This is a genomic window from Variovorax sp. PEI5 (assembly GCF_056679935.1).
This window is the reverse complement of the sequence record NZ_CM155257.1, coordinates 529,607-551,199: the sequence shown is the minus strand read 5'-3', so window position 1 is coordinate 551,199 and position 21,593 is coordinate 529,607. Positions and strand designations below refer to the sequence as shown.

Sequence of the window (21,593 nt, the reverse complement as noted above, 5' to 3'; positions counted from 1 at the left end):
GATCCGCAGCCGGACTGAAGTGGGTCTGAACAATCCACTCAGGATTCGTTCAGACTGGCGCGAGGCGACGGCGCGTCGCGCGGCGGCAGGCGACATCGATCGCCAGCGCCACGCTCCAGCAGACCCAGGCGGTCCACAGCGTGTGGCTCATGTAGTGGGCGCCGCGCCATTGCTGCGCGAGTCCCAGCACCAGGCCGGCGCCGAGCGCGGCGAGCAGCCAGGCCATGGCCGCGCCCGGGGAGACCCGGCGCAACACGAACCAGCCGGCCAGGTAGGCGAACGCGGCCGAGGCGTGGCCGGCCGGGAAGCAGCGTCCCGGGCCGCCATCGCGCAGGCGCCAGTTCCAGTGCGAGACATGGCTGGCCACGCCACCGAACTCCGCCAGGTCCCAGGGACAGCTGCTGCGGCTGGTGTTCTTGAGCAGCGACACCGCCGCCAGCGCGGCCAGCACGCTCAGGGCCAGCTGCAGTCGGGCCCGCGCATCGAGCCGCCGCAGCACGCCCAGGGGCCAGCGCACGGCGGCCACCAATGCCACCACGCCGAGCATGCCGAGGAAGCGCGGGATCTCGTGCAGTCCGAGGACCAGCAGGCGGTTGTCGCGCAGCGCGAAACCGGCGGCGTCGCCGGCCAGCCGCGCCATGGCGAGATCCAGACCCGAGAGGTCCCACAGCACGATCGGCACGAGCGCCAGGGCGGTGAGGGCGAGCAGAAGGCGATCCGAGGCGCCGGACGAATCAGTCAATGCAATGTTTTCCGAAAACTCCCAGACTAGGCACATTCACTTAACGCAGCCTGAAGCTGGAGGGCCGGGTGCCCGGCGGTCGATAAACTCGCCGTCGCGGCCGCCGGCCGTGCCCGCCCTTCCTTCATTCCTTCTTCCATCCTCTCCTCTTCTGCCCAAGGACCTCCCCGTGCGCGTATTGCTGGTCGAAGACGATGTCGCCCTGTCCGAAGCCGTGTGCGGCTACCTGCGCGCCAAGGCCTTCGTGGTCGATGCCGTGCCCAGTCTGGCCGCCGCCAATGCCGCGCTGCGCGGCGCGCAGTACGCCGCCGTGCTGCTCGACCTGCATCTGGGCGACGGCGACGGCCTGGCGCTGCTGCCGCAGGTCCGGGCCCTGAAGGAGCGACCGATCGTGATCGTGCTGACCGCGCGCGACCAGGTCACCGATCGCATCCGCGGCCTCGACGCCGGCGCCGACGACTACCTCGTCAAGCCCTACGACCCGGGCGAACTGCTGGCGCGGCTGCGCGCGGTCGAGCGGCGGCGCAGCGCGGCCAACGTGCCGGTGCTGATGCTGGGCACCCTGCAGATCGACCTGGCGCGCGAGGTGGTGCGCGATCGCGGCATGCCCGTGACCCTGACGCAGAAGGAATGGGCGCTGCTGCGCGTGCTGGCCACGCGGCCCGATCGCATCCACACCCGCGAGAGCCTGCAGAACGCGCTCTATGGCTTCGACGACGAGGCCGACAGCAACACGCTCGAGGTCTTCATCAGCCGCCTGCGCCGCAAGCTCGGCCGCGCCCACATCCAGACGCTGCGCGGCATGGGCTACCGGCTGGTGCAGAACGTCGGGGACTTCGGGTGACCACGACGACGCCCGGGCGCGGCGCGAATCCGGTCGACACGCTCGCCGGGCGCCTGATCCGCACCCTGATCCTGTGGATCGGCGGCGTGTGGCTGTTGGGCGTGCTGGGCGTGGTGTGGTACGTCGACCGCGAGATCAACCACAACTTCGACAACGAGCTGATCGAGGTCTCGCACCGGATGTTCGACATCGCGATCCAGGATGTCGATGCCCACGTCAAGGACGCGGAGGCGCGCGGTCCGCTGATCGCGCCGACGCCGACCTTCGAGGACGCGGCCGTGATCTACCAGGTCCTCGATCGCGGCGAGCGGGTGCTGGTGCGCTCGGCCGAGACGCCGGCCGGCACCTTCGACGTGCCGGTGGCGCCGGGCTTCGCCTCCAACACCGCCTGGCGCATCTACACGGTGCAGCACCCGACGCGGCCCTTGTTCCTGCAGGTGGCCGACCCGCTCGACGAGCGCCGCCTCGCGCTCAACCGCACCCTGTTCGGGCTGGTGATCCCGCTGGGCGCGGCGCTGCCGCTGCTGGCCTGGCTGCTGCGCCGCATCGCGCGCCAGGAGCTGGCCGTGCTGGGCCGGCTGGCCAACGAGATCGGCCAGCGCAACGGCACGCACCTGCAGCCGATCGCCCTGCCCGGCCTGCCGCAGGAGCTGCAGCTGGTGGGCGACCACGTCAACCGCCTGCTCGACCGGCTGGCCCAGTCGCTGGACGTCGAGCGCGCCCTCGCGGCCAATGCCGCCCACGAACTGCGCACGCCGCTGGCCGCCGCCCGACTGCGCCTGCAGACCGCGCTCGACGCCGACCTGCGGCGCGAGGACGTCGTCGCCGCGCTGGAGGCATTGCGCATGCTCAGCCACCGCACCGAGCGGCTGCTGCAGCTCTCGCGCGCCGAGTCCGGCGCCTCGCTCACGCGCGCGCGGGTCGACCTGGTGAAGCTGGCGGCCACCGTGGCGCAGGACTTCTGGCAGGACGACCGGGTGCTCGACCGGCTCGCCCTGCAGGTGCCCGAATGCCAGGACGGCGCCATCGTGCTGGGCGATTTCGACGGCCTGGCGATCGCGCTGCGCAACCTGGTGGAGAACGCCCTGCGCTATGCCGGCGCGAACCCGGTCGAGATCGAGGTGCGGCCCGAGGGCGTGCTGGTGGTGCGCGATGCCGGCCCGGGCGTGAGCGGGACCGAGCTCGCGACCCTGGCGCAGCGCCACGTGCGCCACACGCGGGAGCGCACCGGCTACGGACTGGGGCTGTCGATCGTCGCCACCATCGTGCAGAAGCACGAGGCCCGGCTCGAGCTGGCATCGCCGCCACCGGGCCGCCCGCGCGGCTTCGAGGCGCGCATCGTCCTGCAGCCGGCCTGAGGGCATGGCGGCGCGCGTCGCCTGGCCGACAGGCCCCGGCGGCGCCAGCGGCAACAATGGCGGAGCGCGCAGCTGTCGATATCGGCGTACATAAAATGTCGGGCGGCCGTGCCATAACACCAACACGAGATAACCCACGACGCATGGCGCCGCGCACTGTCGGTGGCGCCGATCCCATCCACATCGACCCCACGATCCCCCATGACCCCAGAAGAAATCCTCGCCCAGTACGGCCCGCGCGAAGCCATGGAATACGACGTGGTCGTGGTGGGCGGCGGCCCGGCCGGACTGTCCACGGCGATCCGGCTCAAGCAGCTCGCCGCGCTCTACGACAAGGAGGTCTCGGTGGTGGTGCTGGAGAAGGGCTCCGAGCCCGGCGCCCACATCCTCTCGGGCGCCATCATGGACCCGCGCGCCCTCTCCGAGCTGTTCCCCGACTGGAAGGAGCGCGGCGCGCCGCTGAACCAGCCGGTCACCGCCGACACCTTCCTGATGCTCAGCGAGCGCGGCGCCACCCGCACGCCCAACTTCGCCTTGCCGGCGAACTTCCACAACGACGGCAACTACATCGTCAGCCTGGGCAATGTCACCAAGTGGCTGGCCCAGCAGGCCGAGGAACTGGGCGTGGAGATCTTCCCCGGCTTCCCGGCCGCCGAGGTGCTCTACACCGACGACGGCAAGGTGCGTGGCGTGGCCACGGGCAACCTAGGGATCGGCAAGGACGGCGAGCCTACCGACGCCTTCCAGCTGGGCATGGAGCTCCACGGCAAGTACACCGTCTTCGCCGAGGGCTCGCGCGGCCACCTGGGACGCCAGCTGATCGCCAAGTACAACCTGGCCGAGGGCAAGGACCCGCAGAGCTACGGCATCGGCATCAAGGAACTCTGGGAGATCGACCCGGCACGCCACGAGCCGGGCCTGGCCATCCACACGGCCGGCTGGCCCCTGCAGTCCGACACCTATGGCGGCTCGTTCATCTACCACGCCGAGAACAACCAGCTCATCATCGGCTACGTGGTCGGCCTGGACTACCAGAACCCGCACCTGAGCCCGTTCGAGGAGTTCCAGCGCTTCAAGACGCATCCGAACATCCGCTGGTACTTCGAGGGCCAGGACAAGGGCCTGAAGCCGGCCAAGCGCCTGAGCTACGGCGCGCGCGCCATCACCGCCGGCGGCCTGCTGGCGCTGCCCAAGACGGTGTTCCCCGGCGGCGTGCTGGTGGGCTGCGAGGCCGGCTACATGAACGCCAGCCGCATCAAGGGCAGCCACGGCGCGATCAAGACCGGCATGCTGGCGGCCGATGCCGCCTTCGCCGCGCTCGGCGCGGGCCGCCAGCACGACGAACTCACCGACTATCCGGCGGCCTTCGAGCGCAGCTGGCTGCACACCGAGCTGCACAAGGCGCGCAATTTCAAGCAGTGGTTCAAGAAGGGCCTGACGGTCGCGACCATCATGACCGGCGTCGAGCAGCTGGTGCTGCGCGGGCACATCCCGTGGACCATCCACCGCACCGAGGCCGACCACAAGCGCCTGAAGCCGGCGGCCGAGTGCAAGAAGATCGTCTACCCTAAGCCCGATGGCAAGCTGACCTTCGACAAGCTCTCGAGCGTGTTCATCAGCAACACGAACCACGAGGAGAACCAGCCGGCGCACCTGACGCTCAAGGACCCGACGGTGCCCACGCGCATCAACCTGCCCGAGTACGCCGGCCCCGAGCAGCGCTACTGCCCGGCGGGGGTCTACGAGTACGTGCCCGACGAGGCCAACGCCGGCAAGGAGCGCCTGCAGATCAACGCCCAGAACTGCGTGCACTGCAAGACCTGCGACATCAAGGACCCGACGCAGAACATCGTCTGGGTCACGCCCGAGGGCGGCGGCGGACCCAACTACGTGGGCATGTGAGCATCCGGCGCCGGCTCATTCCGGCTTGAAGCCGGCGCTGCGCAGCAGCTCGGCGCTCTGGGCCACGAAGCCGGTGACATAGCGGCGGAACTGCTCGACATCCTGCGTGACGGGCTCGACGCCCAGGCTGGCCAGCGCGCCGCTGCGGCCGAGCTCGGCCATGGCGGCATTGATGGCCTGGTTGAGCACGCGCACGCGCTCGGCCGATGTGCCCTTGGGCGCCCACACGCCGTACCAGGAGCCATAGGTGAAGTTCGGCAGGCCGCTCTCCTGCACGGTCGGGATGTCGGGCACCAGCGGACTGCGCCGGGCCGAGCTGATGGCGATCGGGTGCACGCGGCCCGCCTTGGCCAGGGGCAGCAGCGAGATCATCGAGTCCAGCAGCAGCTGCACATGGCCGCCGGCGACATCGACCACCGCCGGCTGCGTGCCCTTGTAGGGCACGTAGGTGAACCTGACATCGCCCTGCTTGGCCAGCAGCAGCGTGGCCAGGTGACTGGGCGCGCCCGCCGCCGGGATCGCCGCCGTCCAGCGGCCCGGCTCCTTGCGCGCGGCGGCCAGCACCTCCTTCAGGTTGCGCGGCTCCAGCGCCGGGCCGATCACCAGCATCAGCGGCGCCTCGGCGACGCGGGCGACCGGCGCGAAGTCGGTCTGCGGGTCGTAGGGCGGCGCGCTGATCACCTCCTTGGCCAGCACGTGCGTGGCGGCGGAGAACAGCAGGGTGTAGCCATCGGCCGGCGCCGCCTTGACGGCCTGGCCGCCGAGCACGCCATTGGCGCCGGCCCGGTTCTCGACGATCACCGAGACGCCGCCGAGCTGGGTGTGGAGCTGGTTGGCCAGCAATCGCGCGACGCTGTCGACCCCGCCGCCGGCGGCGAAGGGGACGACGATGCGGATCAGCCGGTCGGGGTACTTGCCCGTATCGGTCTGGGCCCAGGCCGGCGCGAGCGCGAGCCCGGCGCAGGCGGCGATGAATCCGAGTCGTTTCATGATGTCTCCGTTGTGGGTTCCGATGAATCCGGTGGTACGGCGGGCGTGGCGGCCGGGCGCGGGCGGCGCCGGCGCGCGAACACGCTCAGCGACTCGTCCAGCGCCTCGGCATCGACGCCGCGCGTGATGAACACGATGCGCGTGCGGTGGTCCGCGCTCGGCCAGGCCGGCAGCGATTCGGGCGGCTGGTAGAGGTGCTGCACGCCATGGAAGACCAGCGGCCGCTCCGGCGTCTCGGCCAGGTTGACGATGCCCTTGACGCGCAGCAGGTCCTCGCCGCGCATCGCGATCACGGTGTCGAGCCAGGCTTCGAAGCCATCTCGCGGCAGCGGCTCGTCGCGCACGAGCACGAACGAGCGGATGCCGCCCGCGTGCGTCGATGGCGCCTCCGCCCGCGCCTGCATCTGCGCGGCCGCCGGCGGCGCGCGGTAGTACAGGCCCTGCCCCACAGCGTCGGCATCGGCATCGGCATCGGCATTGGCACCGTCGGCCACGGCTTCGCGGCCGGTCCGCAGCATCCGGCACAGCACCGCCACCGGGTCCTCGGGGGGCGCGTGGCGCGTGCCGGCCGGGTTCAGGCGCGCCACGCGTTCGACCAATGCGGGCGCGAGCGGGCCGTCCAGCAGGTCGGTCTTGGTGAACAGCAGCCGGTCGGCCATCGCGATCTGGCGCTCGGCCTCCGGATGGCGATCGAGCGTGCCCGGGGCCAGCACGGCATCGACCGTGCAGCAGACGCCGGCCAGCGCGAAGCGCTCGACGACGGCGGGGTCTCCCATCAGGGTGCGCAGGATCGGCGCCGGATCGGCCAGGCCGCTGGTCTCGATCAGCACCTGGCGCAGGGCCGGCGCGTCGGGCTCGTCGCGCGCGCCGAGCGCCACCAGCGCCGCCACCAGGTCGCCGCGCACCGCGCAGCACAGGCAGCCATTGGCCAGCAGCACGGTGTCCTCGGTGGTGCTGGCGATCAGGTCGTGGTCGATGCCGATCTCGCCGAACTCGTTGACGATGACCGCCGTGCCGTGCAGGTCGGGCGCGCGCAGCAGCCGGTTGAGCAGGGTCGTCTTGCCGCTGCCCAGGAAGCCGGTGAGCACCGTCACCGGGATCCGGGCGCGGCCGCCCGCCGCTGCGGCGTCGCGCGCCACCAGCGAGGAGAAATGGCCGCTCATCGCCCGCCCTGCCGCGGCCCGCCGTGCAATTCGGCGAAGGAATTCAGGGTCTTCTCCAGCCGACCCAGCAGCCACTGGCTGGCCAGCGGATCGAAGGCATCGCGCTCCAGGTCCTCCAGCAGACCCTGCAGCGGCAGGCCGGCGGCCTGCGCGGTCGGACGCGCCCGGAAGAAGGCCTCGACCGCCGCCACGCCCGAACGCAGACCCGCGTCCTCCAGGTAGTCGACGATGTCGAGCTCGAAGTCGATCAGCTGGAGGCTGACGCCGCCGGCGCCGCAGCCGCAGCTCGAACCGAGCGCGACATGGCGCACGGCCAGCTCGCTCCACAGCCGCTGCAGCCGGCCGGCGCGCTGCGCCACGTCATCGGCCATCGCGAGGCTCACTGTCCGTCCCAGGCGACATCGACCGACGCGGCCGCGCGCGCGGTCCCGGATGTCGAGCGCAGCACGCGCGTCGCCTCGGCATCCACCCGGCCCCTGGCGTCGAGCGCGACGCGATAGACCTCGCGCGCCACCTCGGCGCCGACATAGCCCTCGCGCACGTCCTCGGCGACCTTGTCCATGTCGCGTTCGAGCGGATCGCCGAAGCCGCCGCCACCGCCCGAGAGCATCCGGTAGGCGTCGCCGCGCTCCAGGCGGACGTTGAAGATCTTGGCGTTCTGGTGATCGGTCTTCCATTCGCCCTTGTGGCGCACCGCCAGGCCGTTGCCCATGGCGTCGCCACCGCCCTCCAGGCCCCAGGGCTTGCAATGCACGCGGTCGATGCGCGTCGTCACGGTGAAGGGCGACAGCGCCTGCACCACCATCTCCGCGCCCAGGCCGCCGCGGTACTGGCCGGCGCCGGCGCTGTCCTTCCTGATCTCGTACTTCTCCACCAGCACCGGGTACTTGGCCTCCAGCTGCTCGGTCGGGCTGTTGTGGGTGTCGCCGTCGTTGATGCAGACGGTGACGGAGACGCCGTCCTCGTTGCTCTTGGCGCCCCAGCCGCCGCCCAGCGGCCCGATGCCGACGATGAACAGCCGGCCGTCCTCCGGCGAGATGCCGTGGATGTTCGGGAACACCAGGTCGGCATGGTGGCCGGCGATGGAGCGGTCGGGGATGGCCGGCGCCAGCGCCTTGAAGATGGTGTCGATCACCGTCATCGGGAAGGTCATCCAGACCCGCATCGGATACGGACGCTCGGCGCTGATGACCGTGCCCATCGGCATCACCACCTTCAGCGAGCGGAAGCTGCCGTCGTTGACGGGATAGTCGGTCGGCGTGGTCAGGCACTTGTAGGCCACCTGCGCGCAGGCGATGCCGGTGGTGAAGCCGGAGTTGTAGAAACCGCGCACCTGCTTGCTGACATCCGACAGGTCCACCGTCATCTCGTCGCCGGCCACCGTCACCTTGACGCGGATCGGGATGCGCTTGCCGATCTCCAGCCCGTCGTCGTCCATGTACGACTCGGCCTCGTAGACGCCATCGGGGATCGACAGCGTGTTCTTGCGCGCCACCGCCTCGGACGAATCCATGATCTGGCGGATCGAGCCATTGACGGCATCGGCGCCATAGCGCTGCAGCAGCTCGACATAGCGGCGCTCGCCGGTGGTGATGGCGGTGATCTGGGCCCGCAGGTCGCCTAGCGCGCGCTCGGCCAGCCGCACGTTCATGGCGATGATGTCGATCAGGTCCTGGTTGACCACGCCCTCGCGCTGGTACTTGATGATGGGGATCTGGATCCCCTCGCTGAAGATGTCGGTGGTGACGTTGCCCAGCGTGCCGCCGACGTCCAGCCAGTGCGCCATGCAGCAGGTGAAGCCCTCCAGCCGGCCCTCGTGGAACACCGGCATGGTGAAGGTGAAGTGGTTGAGGTGGCTGCCGGTGGTGTAGGCGTCGTTGGTCACCAGGATGTCGCCCGGCAATATGTTCTCGTAGCCGAAGTGCCGGATCTTGGCCTTGACGGTCTCGGACATGCCGCGGATGAACATCGGCAGTCCGAGGCCGATCGACACCGTGTCGCCCTCCTTCGTGAAGAGCCCGACCGTGAAGTCCAGCGCCTCGTAGATGATCAGGTTGTAGGCCGTGCGCGTCAGGTTGGTCTTCATCTCCTCGGTGACGGCATAGAGGCCGTTGCGGATGATCTCGACGGTGATCGGATCGATCGCGGCGACGTCGGCGCCGCCGGCGGCCGGCGTGGGGGTGGTGTAGGTGTCGTTCATGAGCGGTCGCTCCCGATGGCGATTTGCAGGTTGCCGAGTTCGTCCACGCGCAGCTCGTCGCCGGGCTGCACGACGGTGGTGGAGGCGTGTTCCTCGATCAGCGCGGGACCGGAGATCAGGTTGCCCGCGCGCAGCAGGTCGCGCTTGTAGACCGGCGTGTCGGCCCAGCCGCCGGCGCGGAAGTACACCGGCTTGACCGTGCGCCGCGCATCCTGCTCGGGCTGCGAGGCGCCCTCGTCCACCCGATGCTTCGGCGGCTTCTTCATGGTGCCCAGCACGGTCACGCGCAGGCTCACCAGGTCGGCCGGTTCCTTGGGCGCCGAGGTGCCATAGCGCACCTTGTGCAGCTCGTCGAACTGCTGCTTGATGGCCGAGCGGTCGCGGCCCTCGAAGTAGGCCAGGGGCAGGTCGACCGTCACGGCATGCTCCTGGCCGACATAGCGCATGTCGGCGGCGCGCTCGATGACCACGCCATCGGCCCGCACGCCCGACTGCTCCAGCGCGGCGCGGCCCTCGTCCTCCATCGACTGGTAGGCGGCCTCGATCTCGTCGAACGAGACATCGTTCAACTTGCGGAACACCGAGCGCACGTAGTCGTAGCGCAGGTCGGAGAACAGCATGCCGTAGGCCGAGAAGTAGCCCGGCGCGTACGGGATGAGCACCTTGCGGATGCCGATCTCGCGGGCGATCGCCGAGGCATGCAGCGGTCCGGCGCCGCCATAGACCACCATCGTGAAGCTGCCGGCGTCCAGGCCGCGCTCGGTGGTCACGGCCTTCACGGCATGCGACATCTGCGTCACCGCGATGCGCAGGATGCCGTCGGCCGCCTCGGTCGGCTCGAGCCCCAGCGGCGTGGCCACGCGCTCGGCCATCTGGCGCTGGCAGGCGGCCATGTCGAGCCTGAGCTCGCCGCCGAGGAAGTTGTCGGCGTCGAGGCGTCCGAGCACCAGGTTGGCATCGGTCACGGTCGGCTCCTTGCCGCCACGGCCATAGGCCACCGGGCCGGGGATCGAACCCGCGCTCTGCGGCCCCACGCGCAGGGCGTTGCCGGTCTCGACGCGGGCGATCGAGCCGCCGCCGGTGCCGACCTCGTGGATGTCCATCATCGGGATCTGGATCGGCAGCGCGCGCTCGTAGCCGCCGATCAGCGCCGAGCCGGTCGTCAATGGCCGGCCCTCGCTGATCACGCCGGCCTTGGCGGTGGTGCCGCCCATGTCGAAGGCGATGGCGTCGCCCATGCCCAGCTGGGCGCAGATGGCCTGCGCGCCGATCACGCCGGCCGCCGGGCCCGACTCCAGCATGCGCACGCAGCCGACGCGGGCGTGCTCGATCGGGAACAGTCCGCCGGTGGACTGCACGACATAGAAGTCGCCCTCGAAGCCCTTGTCGGAGAGGTGCGTCTCCAGCTGGCCCAGGTACTGCGACACGCGCGGGCCGACATAGGCGTTGGCCACCACGGTGGAGACGCGCTCGAACTCGCGGTACTCCTGCGACAGCTCGTGCGAGGCCGAGACGAAGGCATGCGGCAGCTCCTCCTGCAGGATCTGCTTGACGCGCTGCTCGTGCGCCGGGTTGCGGTAGGAATGCAGCAGCAGCACCGCGACGGCCTCGATGCCCTGCCCCTTGAGCTCCTTGGCCAGCTCGCGCACCGCGCCCTCGTCCAGCGCCTTGTGCAGGCTGCCGTCGGCGCGCAGGCGCTCGGCGACCTCGAAGCGCAGCGAGCGCTTGACCAGCGGCTGGTGCTTGTTGAAGAACAGGTTGTAGGCATCGGGCCGGTTGACGCGGCCGATCTCGTAGATGTCGCGGAAGCCCTCGGTGATCAGCAGCGCCGTGTTGGCGCCGTTGCGCTCGAGCAGCGTGTTGATGGCGATGGTCGAGCCGTGCAGGAACAGCTGGCCGTTGCGCACGTCGATGTCGGCGCTGTCGAGCGTGGCCTGGATGCCATCGACGAGCTTGCCATGCGTCGACAGCGCCTTGCCGAACATCAGCCGGCCGGTGGCCTCGTCGAAGGCGGCCATGTCGGTGAAGGTGCCGCCGATGTCGACGGCGATGCGCAGGTGGGGAGCGGAGGTCTGTGCCATGGTGGGTGCGTCGCCTCAGGCGTCCGTTCCGATGCGGTTGCGCAGGATGCCCAGGCCGGTGATCTCGACCTCCACCACGTCGCCTTCCTTCATGTAGCGCGGCGGCTCGCGGCGGTCGCCGACGCCTCCGGGCGTGCCGGTGGCGATGACGTCGCCGGGCGACAGCGGCGTGAAGCGCGAGACGTATTCGATGATCGTGGGGATGTCGAAGATCAGGTCGCCGACGCTGGCGTGCTGCATCACCTCGCCGTTGACGCGCGTCTCCAGCGTGAGTGCGCCGACATCGGGCACCTCGTCGCGGGTCGCCAGGAACGGGCCGAACGGCGCCGTGCCGGGGAAGTTCTTGCCCGGCGTGAACTGGTGCGTGTGGCGCTGCCAGTCGCGCACGCTGATGTCGTTCAGGCAGGCGAAGCCGGCGATGTGCTCGAAGGCCTGGGCCTTGGGGATGTGGCGGCCGCCCTTGCCGATCACCAGGGCCAGCTCGCCCTCCCAGTCGAAGCGTTCGGAGAACGGGGGGCGCAGCACTTCGTCGCCATCGGCCGCCAGTGTGTCGTTGAAGCGCAGGAACAGCGACGGATGCTCGCTGTCGCCGCGCTTGGTCTCGGCCACGTGGGTCTTGTAGTTCAGTCCGACGCAGATGAACTTGGACGGGTTGGGAATGACCGGCAGGGCCCGCACGTCGTCGGCGCGCAAGGCCGTGCCTGCGTCCCGGGCGTTCTGTTCGAGTTCGGCCAGGGCACCGGCGCGCAGCACCGAGGCCAGGTCCGGATGGCGCACCAGGAAGTCGGCCGACGGCTGCAGATAGCGGTCGCCGTCCACGAGGCCATAGGACGCCTGTCCGGCGTGGTTGAAGCTGACGAGTTTCAAGCGTGTCTCCTTGGGATTCATCGCTGCGGACCGGGCTCGGAATGAGGCTCCTCACAGCGCATGGCACGACTTTAGGAACCTATGGCTTCTCCGGATAGATAGAATTCGGCGCCATCAGATCTGCCTGATCTGGCATGGCTCATGCGGGTAAATCCTATGAACGTCGCGATGGTCCGGTTATTCCTGGAAGTGCTCGAGGCCGGCAGCCTGAGCAAGGTCGCGGCCCGTCGTCAGACGGTGCAGTCGCATGTCAGCCGGCAGATCAGCGACTTCGAGGCCGACTTCGGCGGACCGCTGTTCCGCCGCACCGGCCGCGGCGTGGTGCCGACCGAGCTGGGCCGGCGCGCGGAACGGCGGCTGCGCGCCTGGCTGGCGGAGACCGACCGCCTGACGCAGGAGTTGCGCGAGGAATCGGGTCGGCTGCTCGGCGAGGTGCGCCTGGGCGTGATCCCTTCGGCGGCGCACCCGCTCATGACGCGGCTGTTCCAGGAACTGCGGCGGGACCACCCGGGTGTGCGCCTGAACATCACCGAGGCCCAGGGCACCGAGCTCAACGCCATGCTCGATGGCGGCGCCGTCGACATGGCGATCCTGTTCCGCTTCGACCGCCCGGGTGGCGCCAGCGACGAGCGCCTCCTGAGCGTCGCCCACACCTACCTGATCGCCGCGCCGGGCGATGCGCTCACGCGCGAGCCGACGATCGGGTTCTCGCGCCTGGCCGGCCTGCGCCTGGTGCTGCCCCGGCGCCCGAGCCACTGGCGCAACGCGCTCGACGAGGCGGCGCGCAGCCTGGGCTTCACCCTGGATTCGGTCGCCGAGGTGGACTCGCTGACGATGCAGAAGGAGCTGGTCGCGCACACGCCCGGTCTCTACTCGGTGATGGGCCCCTACTCGATCGCCGATGAACTCCATCGCGGCCGGCTGCAGGCCAGCCAGCTGATCGACCCCGACCTGTTCCGGCACGTGATGCTGGCCTTCCCCAAGCAGGGCAAGCTGTCGCCGGCGGGGCGCAAGGCGGCCGACATCATCGAGCGCCTGGCGGCGGACTGGGGGCATCGGATCACGGAACCGATGAAAGAATGAATGCAAAATGGCAAAATGCATGCATTCAATATTTTGGGAGAGATCACCATGGCCATGCTGACAGTTCGCAATCTTTCCGAAGAGGTGCACCGTGCCCTCCGCGCCCGTGCTGCTCAGCACGGCCAGAGTATGGAGGCCGAAGTGCGCGAGATTTTGGAGTCAGCGATCAGCCCCAAGGGTCGCGTGAAGCTGGGTTCGCTCCTGGCAGACATGGGCCGCCAAGCCAAGCTGAGCGATGAAGAATTCGCGGTGTTCGAGCAGGTGCGCGACAAGGCGCCCGCGCGTCCGGTGAGCTTCGAATGATCTTGCTCGACACCAATGTGATGTCGGAGCCGCTTCGCCACGCACCTGAGCCCCGAGTGATCAAGTGGATCGATGCCCAGGCGATGGAGACCTTGTTCCTTTCCGCAATCACGGTTGCGGAATTGCGGGCGGGTGTCTCCCTGCTGCCGGCCGGCAAGCGACGCGTAGGCCTGCAAGAGAACTTGGAAAAGCGCGTGCTGCCTCTGTTTGCTGGCCGAGTGCTGCCCTTTGACTTGGCCTGCACCCAGGCCCATGCGGCGCTGATGGCCAAGGCCCGCAGCACTGGCTTGGCCGTAGCCACGGCCGATGGCTACATCGCGGCGATCGCGGCAGCCAACGGCTTCGCTGTTGCGACCAGAGACACCAGCCCATTTGAGGCGGCGGGCGTCACAGTCATCAACCCATGGGCTCAGGTGTAACCCATGCGCAGGCCCATGCGGAGTTCGCCCCCGTACTTTTTTTACTTTGACTTGGCCTGCACCCAGGCCCATGCGGCGCTGATGGCCAAGGCCCGCAGCACTGGCTTGGCCGTAGCCACGGCCGATGGCTACATCGCGGCGATCGCGGCAGCCAACGGCTTCGCTGTTGCGACCAGAGACACCAGCCCATTTGAGGCGGCGGGCGTCACAGTCATCAACCCATGGGCTCAGGTGTAACCCATGCGCAGGCCCATGCGGAGTTCGCCCCCGTACTTTTTTTATCGCGGCTGAAGCCGCGCCTGTTCCGCAGGAGCGGGGCGGCGAAAACGATGCGTGCTTGCGCGCCATCTACGCCAACGGCACCGAAAGCAATCTGCTGCGCCGCAGGTTGCACAACTTGAATCGCATGAAGCTCGAAAACATCTTTCATCGTCTATTTGGTGCTGCTCAACTGGATTTGACGATAGAAGATCGTTTCGGCAATTCAGTTAAACCAAGGGAGTGGTTTTTAGTGCCACTTCATGTGATTGACCAAGTGGTACAGCGCATTCAAGACGGCTCGATCACCAGAACGACACATGACCTCAACACGGCTCAACTGATCGAGGACGGCTGGCAATAGACATTCCCTCTTCTCCACAGAATGTGTGCTTGGCAATCCAACCCAGCACTAGTCTGACTTGTCTGGATTCAGCAATTGAAACGGTAATGAAACAGACTCTGATGACGACGTTTTTGCCACACTGGCTGCATCTCGAACATGTACCGCCCCCCGCTGCGGCTGCGCCATCATCTTGGCGATGCCGCGCAGGATGTGGATCTCCTCCACTGTCGGCCGCGCCCGGTTGAACAGCTGCTGCAGGCGCGGCATCAGCTTCTTCGGCGCGGCCGGGTCGAGGAAGCCGATCTCCACCAGCGAGCGCTCCCAGTGGTCGAGCATGCCGGCGACGGCGCGGGCATCGGCGGCCTCGGTGGGCGCGACCGATTCGGTGACGGGGAAGCCGCCCAGCGCCAGGCGCCATTCGTAGGCCACCAGCTGGATCGCGGCGCCCAGGTTGAGCGAGCCGAACTTCGGATCGGCCGGGATGCTGAGCGCGACATTGCAGCGGTAGACGTCCTCGTTCCTCATGCCGAAGCGCTCGGAGCCGAACAGGAAGCCGACGTGCTCGGGCGTCGGCGAGCGGCCGAGCGGCTCCAGGTGCTCGCGCGGCGTGCGCGTGGGCGGGCCGAAGTCGCGCGGGATCATGGCGGTGGCGCACAGGTGCGTCACGCCGTCGAGCGCCTCGTCAAGCGTGTCGACGATGCGCGCGTTGGCCAGCACGTCGAGGGCGCCGCTGGCGCGCTGGATGGTCTCCTCGCGGCGCAGCACGTTGGCCCAGCGCGGCGCGACCAGCACGAGGTCGCCGAAACCCATGGTCTTCAGGGCGCGCGCGGCGGCGCCGACATTGCCGGCATGACTGGTCTGGATCAGGATGAAGCGGGTGCGCATGGCGAACGTGAAGGCGACGGGACGACGGCGGACGCCCGGTAAAATCCCCGATTCTCGCCGCCCCGCATCGCCGGTCCGCGCTCGCCACGGTCGCTCCGCTCCGCTTCCCGCCGCACTCCGCACCCTTCGCTCTTCCCACAATCCATGTCGTCGCCCAATCTCCATCCCATGCTCAACGTGGCCGTCAAGGCCGCACGCGCCGCCGGCGCCATCATCAACCGCGCGGCGCTCGACGTCGAGGCGGTGCGCGTCTCCCAGAAGCAGGTCAACGACTTCGTCACCGAGGTCGACCACGCGGCCGAGCAGATCATCATCGAGACCCTGCTGGGCGCCTACCCGGGCCATGGCATCCTGGCCGAGGAATCGGGCAACGAGCACGGCGCCAAGGACTCCGACTACGTCTGGATCATCGATCCGCTCGACGGCACGACCAACTTCATCCACGGCTTCCCGGTCTACTGCGTGTCGATCGCGCTGTCGGTCAAGGGCAGGATCGAGCAGGCGGTGGTCTACGACCCGACCCGCAACGACCTGTTCACCGCCACCCGCGGCCGGGGCGCCTACATGAACGACCGCCGCATCCGCGTGAGCAAGCGCGTGCGGCTGCCCGAGTGCCTGATCTCCACCGGTTTCCCGTTCCGCACCGGCGACAACTTCAAGCAGTACCTGGCCATCATGGCCGACCTGATGCCGCGCTTCGCCGGCCTGCGCCGTCCGGGCGCCGCCGCGCTCGACCTCGCCTACGTGGCGGCCGGCTTCACCGACGGCTTCTTCGAGACCGGCCTGCAGCCGTGGGACGTGGCGGCGGGTTCGCTGCTGGTGATCGAGGCCGGCGGCCTGATCGGCAACTTCACCGGCGAGGCCGACTTCATGACGCATCGCGAATGCCTGGCCGCCGCGCCGCGCATCTACGGCCAGATCGTGCCGCTGCTGTCCAAGTACTCGAAGTTCGCCGGCGTCGACGAGAAGATGCGCGCCAGCGACCGCATGCGCGCCGTGGCCTCGTCCTCGCGCGCCGAGTCCGATCCCTCGGCCGACACCAGTGGCGACCTCTACGCCCGCAGCACCGTCGGCCTGCACGAGAGCGACGCCGGCGACGCGGAAGCGGCTCCCGCGCCGGCCGCCGCGCCGGCGCCGCGCCGCCTCACGCGCGTGAAGCGCGAGCCGGGCGCTCCGGCGCCCGAGGCGGCGGCACCGCGCGCCGGCGCGCGGCCGACCCCGACGATCGCGCCCGCCATGCCGGCCGCGCCCGTCGCACCCGCCGCCGCCGCGCCGGTGGACGCGCCGGTGTCCGAACCCGCGCCCGCGCCCGAGGCCGCCGCCGCGCCCGCGACGCCCGCGCTGGAGGAGGTCCAGACCGGTCCGTTCGAGACATCGGCCGACGTCCCCGGGTTCGACGACGCCGCCGACGACCACGCCGATCGCGCCGAACCGCCCGCAGAGGGCGAACCGACCCCGCGCTGACATGCGGTCCCCGCGCGCGGCCGTCCTGCGCACCCGCGCCGCGATGCGGGTCGCGCTGAGCCACTACATCGCCAACGGCCTGTCGGTCGCGCTCGGGCTGCTGGTGATCTCGGCCTGCGTGCATGTCTGGCTGGGCGCCTTCGCGGCCTCGGCCGCCGCCGTCGGCGCCATCGTTGCCGCGCCGCCCGACCTGCCCGGCCCGCGCCGCGGCAAGTTCCTGCAGATGCTGCCGGCGCCACTGATCGGCGTGCCGCTGTTCTTCGCCGTGCAGATGCTGCACGCGGCGCCGATCCGCCTGGGCCTGCTGCTGGTGCCCGCCACCTTCCTCGCCTTCACGGCCATGGCCTGGGGCAAACGCGGCATCCCGATCGCCATCTCGGTGATGTTCTCGATGATCTTCTCGATGGCCACGCACCGCCCCTCGGGGCTGGAGGAGGCCTTCGAGCGCACGCTGCTGTTCGGGCTGGGCGCCGGGCTGTACGTGCTCTACGCGACGCTGGCCAATCTGGCGCTCAACGGGCGCTACCGGGTGCAGGCCGTGGCCGACGTACTGCTGTCGCTGGCCGCGCTGATGCGCACCGAGGCGCGGCAGTTCACGCCGTGCGACGAGTCCGGCGACGTGCGCGAGACGCCCGCGCCGGTGCTCGGCCAGCTGCTGCGCGAGCAGGCCGCGCTGGCCGACCAGATCCAGGCCACGCGTGACATCGTGCTGGAGTCGCCGCGCACCGCGCACCGCCAGCGCCTGGCGGGCATGCTGATCGTGGTGCTGGAGATGCGCGACCAGCTGCTCGCGAGCGAGCTCGACCTCGACGTGCTGCAGTCGCAGCCGGCCCACGCGCGCGCCCTGGCCGAGATGCGCCGCGTGCTGGAGGAGCTCGCCGACGCCACCGCCGCGCTGGCCGATTCGCTGCTGCTCGGGCGCTATCCCGATCGCGTGCGCGACCGCCGCGACGAGCTGATGGCGATCCGCGTCGCCGACGAGGCCGGCCCCGGCGCCGCCGCGACCGGGCCGACGGCTGCATTGCTCGCGCGCGGCCTGGCCAGCCGCATCGGCCACATGAACGACGAGGTGCTGCGGCTGTCGGCGCTGGCGCGCGGCGAGCGCGAGCCCGACCTGGCGGTGGTGCGCGCCAACTGGCAGATGTTCGTCAGTCCCACGGCCTGGTCGTGGGCGCCCCTGCGCGCCCTGTGGCGCTGGGACGCGCCGCCCTTGCGCCACGCGATCCGGGCGGCATTGGCGATCGCCACGGGCTATGGCGTGGCGGTGCTGCTGCCCTGGGGCTCGCACGACTACTGGATCCTGCTGACCATCGTCGTCGTGCTGCGCGGCAGCCTCTCGCAGACCCTGGAGCGGCGCAACCACCGGGTGGCCGGCACGCTGCTGGGCTGCGTGCTCGCGCTGGCGCTGCTGTCGGGCCATCCGGACGCCCTCACGCTGCTGGCCGCGTCGGTGGTGGCGCAGGCCATCGCCCACGGCTTCGCGGTGCGGCGCTACCTGATCACGGCGGTGGCGGCGACGGTGCTGGGCCTGGTGCAGGCGCACCTGCTCAACACCGGCGCCGCGCCCTCCTTCGCCCTGTTCGAGCGCGTCGCCGACACGCTGATCGGCGCCGCCATCGCCTGGGGCTTCTGCTACGTGCTGCCATCCTGGGAACGCACCCAGATCCCGGCGCTGGTGGCGCGCGTGCTGAAGGCGCAGGCGCGCCACGCGCGGCTGGCGCTCGGCCTCGGCCAGCTGCAGGCGATGGAGAGCAGTCCCGAGCTCGACTGGCGCCTGGCGCGCAAGGAGGCCTTCGACAGCCTGTCGGCGCTGGTGCAGGCGACGCAGCGCTCGCTCTCCGAGCCGCGCGCGGTGCGCCCGCCGATCGCGCCGCTGGAGCACCTGCAGGCCCACAGCTACCAGCTGCTGGCCCAGCTCAGCGCCGTCAAGTCGATGCTGGTGCTGCGGCGCGACCGCCTGACCGCGACCGAGATCGCCGGCCCGCTGCGGCGCACGGCCGAGCGCATCGAGGCCGCCATCGGCAGCACGCCGCCGCCCGGCACGGCCACGCCGGCCAGTGCCAGCTCCACCACCCTGGCCGGCGCGGTGCGCCTGCCCGATCCGTTCGACAACGACATCAGTCCCTGGATGCTGCGCCGGCTCGACCTGGCCAGCGGCATCGCGCTGCAGCTGCGCGACGACGCGGCACGCATCCTGCAAGCGCCGCAAGGCGACGAGGCCGACCCCGCGTCGGCCGCCGCGTCCGCCGGCATCGCCCGGTCGAGCGCTTCCCTCCCCCCCTCCGGCATTCCCGATTCCCCCTCCAACCCGACTTCCTGAAGGACCCCCTGAAACGATGAACTTCGACCTCCTGCTCTCCCACCCCTGGTTCGGCCCCCTGCTCGGCGCGCTGATCGCCGTGCCGCTCGCGCTCGTCGCGCATCGCGTCGCCACCCTGATCCTGCGGCGCGTGACGCGCGGCACCCCCGTCGTGCACACCATGCTGCTCAACCTGAGCGCGGCGGCGCAGCTGCTGCTGCCGCTGGTGGCCTTGCAGGTGGTGTGGCAGGCGGCGCCGGACGACCTGCGCTTCATGAACGGCGTGCGCCACCTCAACGGCGTGCTGCTGATCGCGGCGGCGACCTGGGTGGGCATCAAGGCCATCAACGGTTTCGCCAACGGGCTGATCGCCAAGTACCCGTACGACGTCACCGACAACCTGCAGGCGCGCCGCATCCTGACGCAGACGCGCGTGCTGGCGCGCACCGCCATCACGCTGCTGCTGCTGGCCGGGGCCTCGATGATCCTGATGACCTTCCCCGGCGCGCGGCAGGTGGGCGCCAGCCTGCTGGCCTCGGCCGGCGTGATCGGCATCGTGGCCGGCCTGGCGGCCAAGCCGGTCTTCAGCAACCTGATCGCCGGCCTGCAGATCGCGCTGTCGCAGCCGATCCGCATCGACGACGTGCTGGTGGTCGAAGGCGAATGGGGCCGCGTGGAGGAGATCACCGGCACCTTCGTCGTGCTGCGCATCTGGGACGACCGGCGCCTCATCCTGCCGCTGTCCTACTTCATCGAGAAGCCGTTCCAGAACTGGACGCGCAGCAGCTCGCAGCTGCTGGGCTCGGTGTTCGTCTACACCGACTACGGCATGCCGATCGACCCGCTGCGCGCCGAGGTCGAGCGCCTGGTGAAGGCGGCCCCGCAATGGGACGGCCGCTTCTTCAACGTGCAGGTGACCGACGCCACCGAACGCACGATGCAGGTGCGCGTGCTGTGCACCGCCGCCTCGTCGTCGCTGGCCTTCGACCTGCGCTGCGCGGTGCGCGAGGGACTGATCGGCTTCATGCAGCGGGAGTACCCGCAGTTCCTGCCGCGGATGCGGATCGACGAATCGGCGGGGGCGGTGCTGCGGCCGCTGGACCCGGCGGGCCGCTGACGCGCGGATCGCGCATCGCGCATCGCGCATTGGGCATGCCGGGCGTGGTCTTGGCTTCCTGACGCCCGCATCGCGGCACTGCATCAGCCCAGACGATGGCCGTCGTCAATACATATTCTGGTGGAGGCAGTTCTTCTCGCATTTGTAAGTGAATCAATATAAATTCTTACATTTACAAACGAGTAGAAAAAATGTCTCCTAAATTCGTATTTAGTGCTCTGGCTGTCGCGGGCCTGCTGGGTTGCGGTGGCGGCTCCGATGATGGCACTGCGATACCGGGTGGCATGTCCGCAGCGGTCGCGCCCTCTCCGTCCACCACCTCTTCCGCCGAGGGCCTCTGGCAAGGCACGACTTCCGCAAGTCGCACCTTGCGCGCCGTCGTGCTTGAGGACGGCACTTATTGGGCACTCTATTCGGGCGTCAACAATCCCAATGTGATCGCGGGTGTTGTCCAAGGCAGTGGCATCTCGTCGCCTGGCAGTTTCTCGTCGGCCAATGGTCGGGATTTCAGCATCGAGGCCGCTTACATCGCCGATGCGACGCTCTCTGCCAGCTACAGCGCCAAGCAGTCCTTCAATGGTTCGCTGACCGATCAGGCCAGCGGCGGCGCCGTCAGCTTCACCTCGACCTACCGCTCGATCTATGAACAGAGCGCGTCGCTTTCGGCGCTGGCCGGTACCTACAGCGGGACTGCGGCCACGGGCAGCGGGACGAATCGCACCACGATTGCGATCGACTCGTCCGGTTTCGTATCCGGCACCAGCAATGACGGCTGTCGCTTCAATGGCAGCGCCAGCGTGCACCGGACCGTCAATGTCTATGACGTGACCATCGTCTTCCAAGGCGGCACCTGCGCGAATGGCACATCCACCACGAACGGCATCGCTTACCTGGAAGGATCTAATCTTTATTCGGCCGCGCTCAACACGGCGCGCAGCAATGGCTTTGTGGTGACAGCGGCCAGAACCAATGCAGCGGTCACCACGATAACGACCGGCAACGCCAGCGCGGTTTCCACTCCCACCGCCAGTGGCAATAGTGGCTGTGGCTCTCGGGGCGGACCGGGCTATCGCTTGAGAAATGGCAATTGTGCCAGCTGGGACGATTACTACAGAGGACGTACTTGAGAAGCCCGTCAGCATCGACTTTCTTGAGCCAGCCAAGCGCACACGGAATTCCTGAAATCGAGACGTCATAATCAGATGGTTCGCAGCAAATTAATTGCCGCGACAAGGGAGGCGAGTCTCCTCTGGGGACTCGATGATTAAAACC

18 protein-coding genes and 2 pseudogenes are annotated in these 21,593 nt (G+C 69.4%); 12 read left to right on the top strand and 8 right to left on the bottom strand.

Annotated elements, in window-relative coordinates; genetic code table 11:
• Positions 1 to 49 precede the first annotated feature (49 nt).
• Positions 50 to 742, bottom strand: coding sequence for a phosphatase PAP2 family protein (locus AC1MLT_RS02555; protein ID WP_481033716.1), 693 nt, complete (start codon positions 740 to 742; stop codon positions 50 to 52).
• A gap of 169 nt (positions 743 to 911) precedes the next feature.
• Between AC1MLT_RS02555 and AC1MLT_RS02550 the strand changes: the two genes are divergently transcribed.
• The 3 genes from AC1MLT_RS02550 to AC1MLT_RS02540 all read left to right on the top strand — a co-directional run bounded on the left by AC1MLT_RS02550 (position 912) and on the right by AC1MLT_RS02540 (position 4,846).
• Complete coding sequence (locus tag AC1MLT_RS02550; RefSeq protein ID WP_481033715.1) at positions 912 to 1,586, top strand: response regulator; 675 nt, start codon at positions 912 to 914, stop codon at positions 1,584 to 1,586.
• A complete protein-coding gene (locus tag AC1MLT_RS02545; RefSeq protein WP_481033714.1) occupies positions 1,583 to 2,944 on the top strand; it encodes a sensor histidine kinase in 1,362 nt (453 codons plus the stop codon). Before AC1MLT_RS02550 ends, AC1MLT_RS02545 begins: the two co-directional genes overlap by 4 nt.
• A gap of 201 nt (positions 2,945 to 3,145) precedes the next feature.
• Positions 3,146 to 4,846: an electron transfer flavoprotein-ubiquinone oxidoreductase gene (locus AC1MLT_RS02540; RefSeq protein ID WP_481033713.1), complete on the top strand. Its 1,701-nt coding sequence runs from the start codon at positions 3,146 to 3,148 to the stop codon at positions 4,844 to 4,846.
• Positions 4,847 to 4,861: 15 nt separating this feature from the next.
• Here AC1MLT_RS02540 and AC1MLT_RS02535 read toward each other — a convergent pair whose 3' ends face one another.
• From AC1MLT_RS02535 to AC1MLT_RS02510, 6 genes are read right to left on the bottom strand one after another with little or no spacing between them, the layout of a single operon-like run.
• A complete protein-coding gene (locus AC1MLT_RS02535) occupies positions 4,862 to 5,836 on the bottom strand; it encodes a Bug family tripartite tricarboxylate transporter substrate binding protein (RefSeq protein ID WP_481033712.1) in 975 nt (324 codons plus the stop codon).
• Positions 5,833 to 6,999: a CobW family GTP-binding protein gene (locus tag AC1MLT_RS02530; protein ID WP_481033711.1), complete on the bottom strand. Its 1,167-nt coding sequence runs from the start codon at positions 6,997 to 6,999 to the stop codon at positions 5,833 to 5,835. The genes AC1MLT_RS02535 and AC1MLT_RS02530 overlap by 4 nt, the downstream gene beginning before the upstream one ends.
• Positions 6,996 to 7,370, bottom strand: coding sequence for a hypothetical protein (locus AC1MLT_RS02525; RefSeq protein ID WP_481033710.1), 375 nt, complete (start codon positions 7,368 to 7,370; stop codon positions 6,996 to 6,998). Before AC1MLT_RS02525 ends, AC1MLT_RS02530 begins: the two co-directional genes overlap by 4 nt.
• Before the next feature lie 8 nt (positions 7,371 to 7,378).
• Positions 7,379 to 9,199, bottom strand: coding sequence for a hydantoinase B/oxoprolinase family protein (locus AC1MLT_RS02520; protein WP_481033709.1), 1,821 nt, complete (start codon positions 9,197 to 9,199; stop codon positions 7,379 to 7,381).
• Positions 9,196 to 11,280: a hydantoinase/oxoprolinase family protein gene (locus AC1MLT_RS02515; RefSeq protein WP_481033708.1), complete on the bottom strand. Its 2,085-nt coding sequence runs from the start codon at positions 11,278 to 11,280 to the stop codon at positions 9,196 to 9,198. Before AC1MLT_RS02515 ends, AC1MLT_RS02520 begins: the two co-directional genes overlap by 4 nt.
• 15 nt (positions 11,281 to 11,295) lie before the next feature.
• A complete protein-coding gene (locus AC1MLT_RS02510; RefSeq protein WP_481033707.1) occupies positions 11,296 to 12,147 on the bottom strand; it encodes a fumarylacetoacetate hydrolase family protein in 852 nt (283 codons plus the stop codon).
• A 156-nt stretch (positions 12,148 to 12,303) separates the two neighbouring features.
• Between AC1MLT_RS02510 and AC1MLT_RS02505 the strand changes: the two genes are divergently transcribed.
• The 5 genes and pseudogenes from AC1MLT_RS02505 to AC1MLT_RS02485 all read left to right on the top strand — a co-directional run bounded on the left by AC1MLT_RS02505 (position 12,304) and on the right by AC1MLT_RS02485 (position 14,574).
• Positions 12,304 to 13,230, top strand: a complete 927-nt coding sequence (locus AC1MLT_RS02505; protein WP_481033706.1) for a LysR family transcriptional regulator — start codon at positions 12,304 to 12,306, stop codon at positions 13,228 to 13,230.
• A gap of 48 nt (positions 13,231 to 13,278) precedes the next feature.
• Positions 13,279 to 13,533: a FitA-like ribbon-helix-helix domain-containing protein gene (locus tag AC1MLT_RS02500; protein WP_481034877.1), complete on the top strand. Its 255-nt coding sequence runs from the start codon at positions 13,279 to 13,281 to the stop codon at positions 13,531 to 13,533.
• On the top strand, positions 13,530 to 13,952 hold the full coding sequence (locus tag AC1MLT_RS02495; RefSeq protein WP_481033705.1) for a PIN domain-containing protein: 423 nt from the start codon (positions 13,530 to 13,532) through the stop codon (positions 13,950 to 13,952). Before AC1MLT_RS02500 ends, AC1MLT_RS02495 begins: the two co-directional genes overlap by 4 nt.
• A 45-nt stretch (positions 13,953 to 13,997) precedes the next feature.
• Positions 13,998 to 14,189, top strand: a pseudogene (locus tag AC1MLT_RS02490) (PIN domain-containing protein); the annotation flags it as partial.
• Between the two features lie 100 nt (positions 14,190 to 14,289).
• Positions 14,290 to 14,574 carry a GIY-YIG nuclease family protein gene (locus tag AC1MLT_RS02485; RefSeq protein ID WP_481033704.1) on the top strand — a complete coding sequence of 95 codons (285 nt, stop codon included), beginning with the start codon at positions 14,290 to 14,292 and terminating at the stop codon, positions 14,572 to 14,574.
• Between the two features lie 48 nt (positions 14,575 to 14,622).
• Here the strand turns inward: AC1MLT_RS02485 and AC1MLT_RS02480 are convergent, their stop codons facing one another.
• Positions 14,623 to 15,441 carry an RNA methyltransferase gene (locus tag AC1MLT_RS02480; protein ID WP_481033703.1) on the bottom strand — a complete coding sequence of 273 codons (819 nt, stop codon included), beginning with the start codon at positions 15,439 to 15,441 and terminating at the stop codon, positions 14,623 to 14,625.
• A 144-nt stretch (positions 15,442 to 15,585) separates the two neighbouring features.
• Here AC1MLT_RS02480 and AC1MLT_RS02475 point away from each other — a divergent pair.
• The 4 genes and pseudogenes from AC1MLT_RS02475 to AC1MLT_RS02460 all read left to right on the top strand — a co-directional run.
• A pseudogene (locus AC1MLT_RS02475) lies at positions 15,586 to 16,620 on the top strand (inositol monophosphatase family protein); the annotation flags it as partial.
• A 286-nt stretch (positions 16,621 to 16,906) separates the two neighbouring features.
• A complete protein-coding gene (locus tag AC1MLT_RS02470) occupies positions 16,907 to 19,225 on the top strand; it encodes an FUSC family protein (protein WP_481033702.1) in 2,319 nt (772 codons plus the stop codon).
• A 16-nt stretch (positions 19,226 to 19,241) separates the two neighbouring features.
• The gene (locus AC1MLT_RS02465) at positions 19,242 to 20,321 is read left to right on the top strand and encodes a mechanosensitive ion channel family protein (protein WP_481033701.1); all 1,080 of its coding nucleotides are present in this window, start codon (positions 19,242 to 19,244) and stop codon (positions 20,319 to 20,321) included.
• A gap of 191 nt (positions 20,322 to 20,512) precedes the next feature.
• Positions 20,513 to 21,448: a hypothetical protein gene (locus AC1MLT_RS02460; RefSeq protein WP_481033700.1), complete on the top strand. Its 936-nt coding sequence runs from the start codon at positions 20,513 to 20,515 to the stop codon at positions 21,446 to 21,448.
• The last annotated feature ends 145 nt before the right edge of the window (positions 21,449 to 21,593 follow it).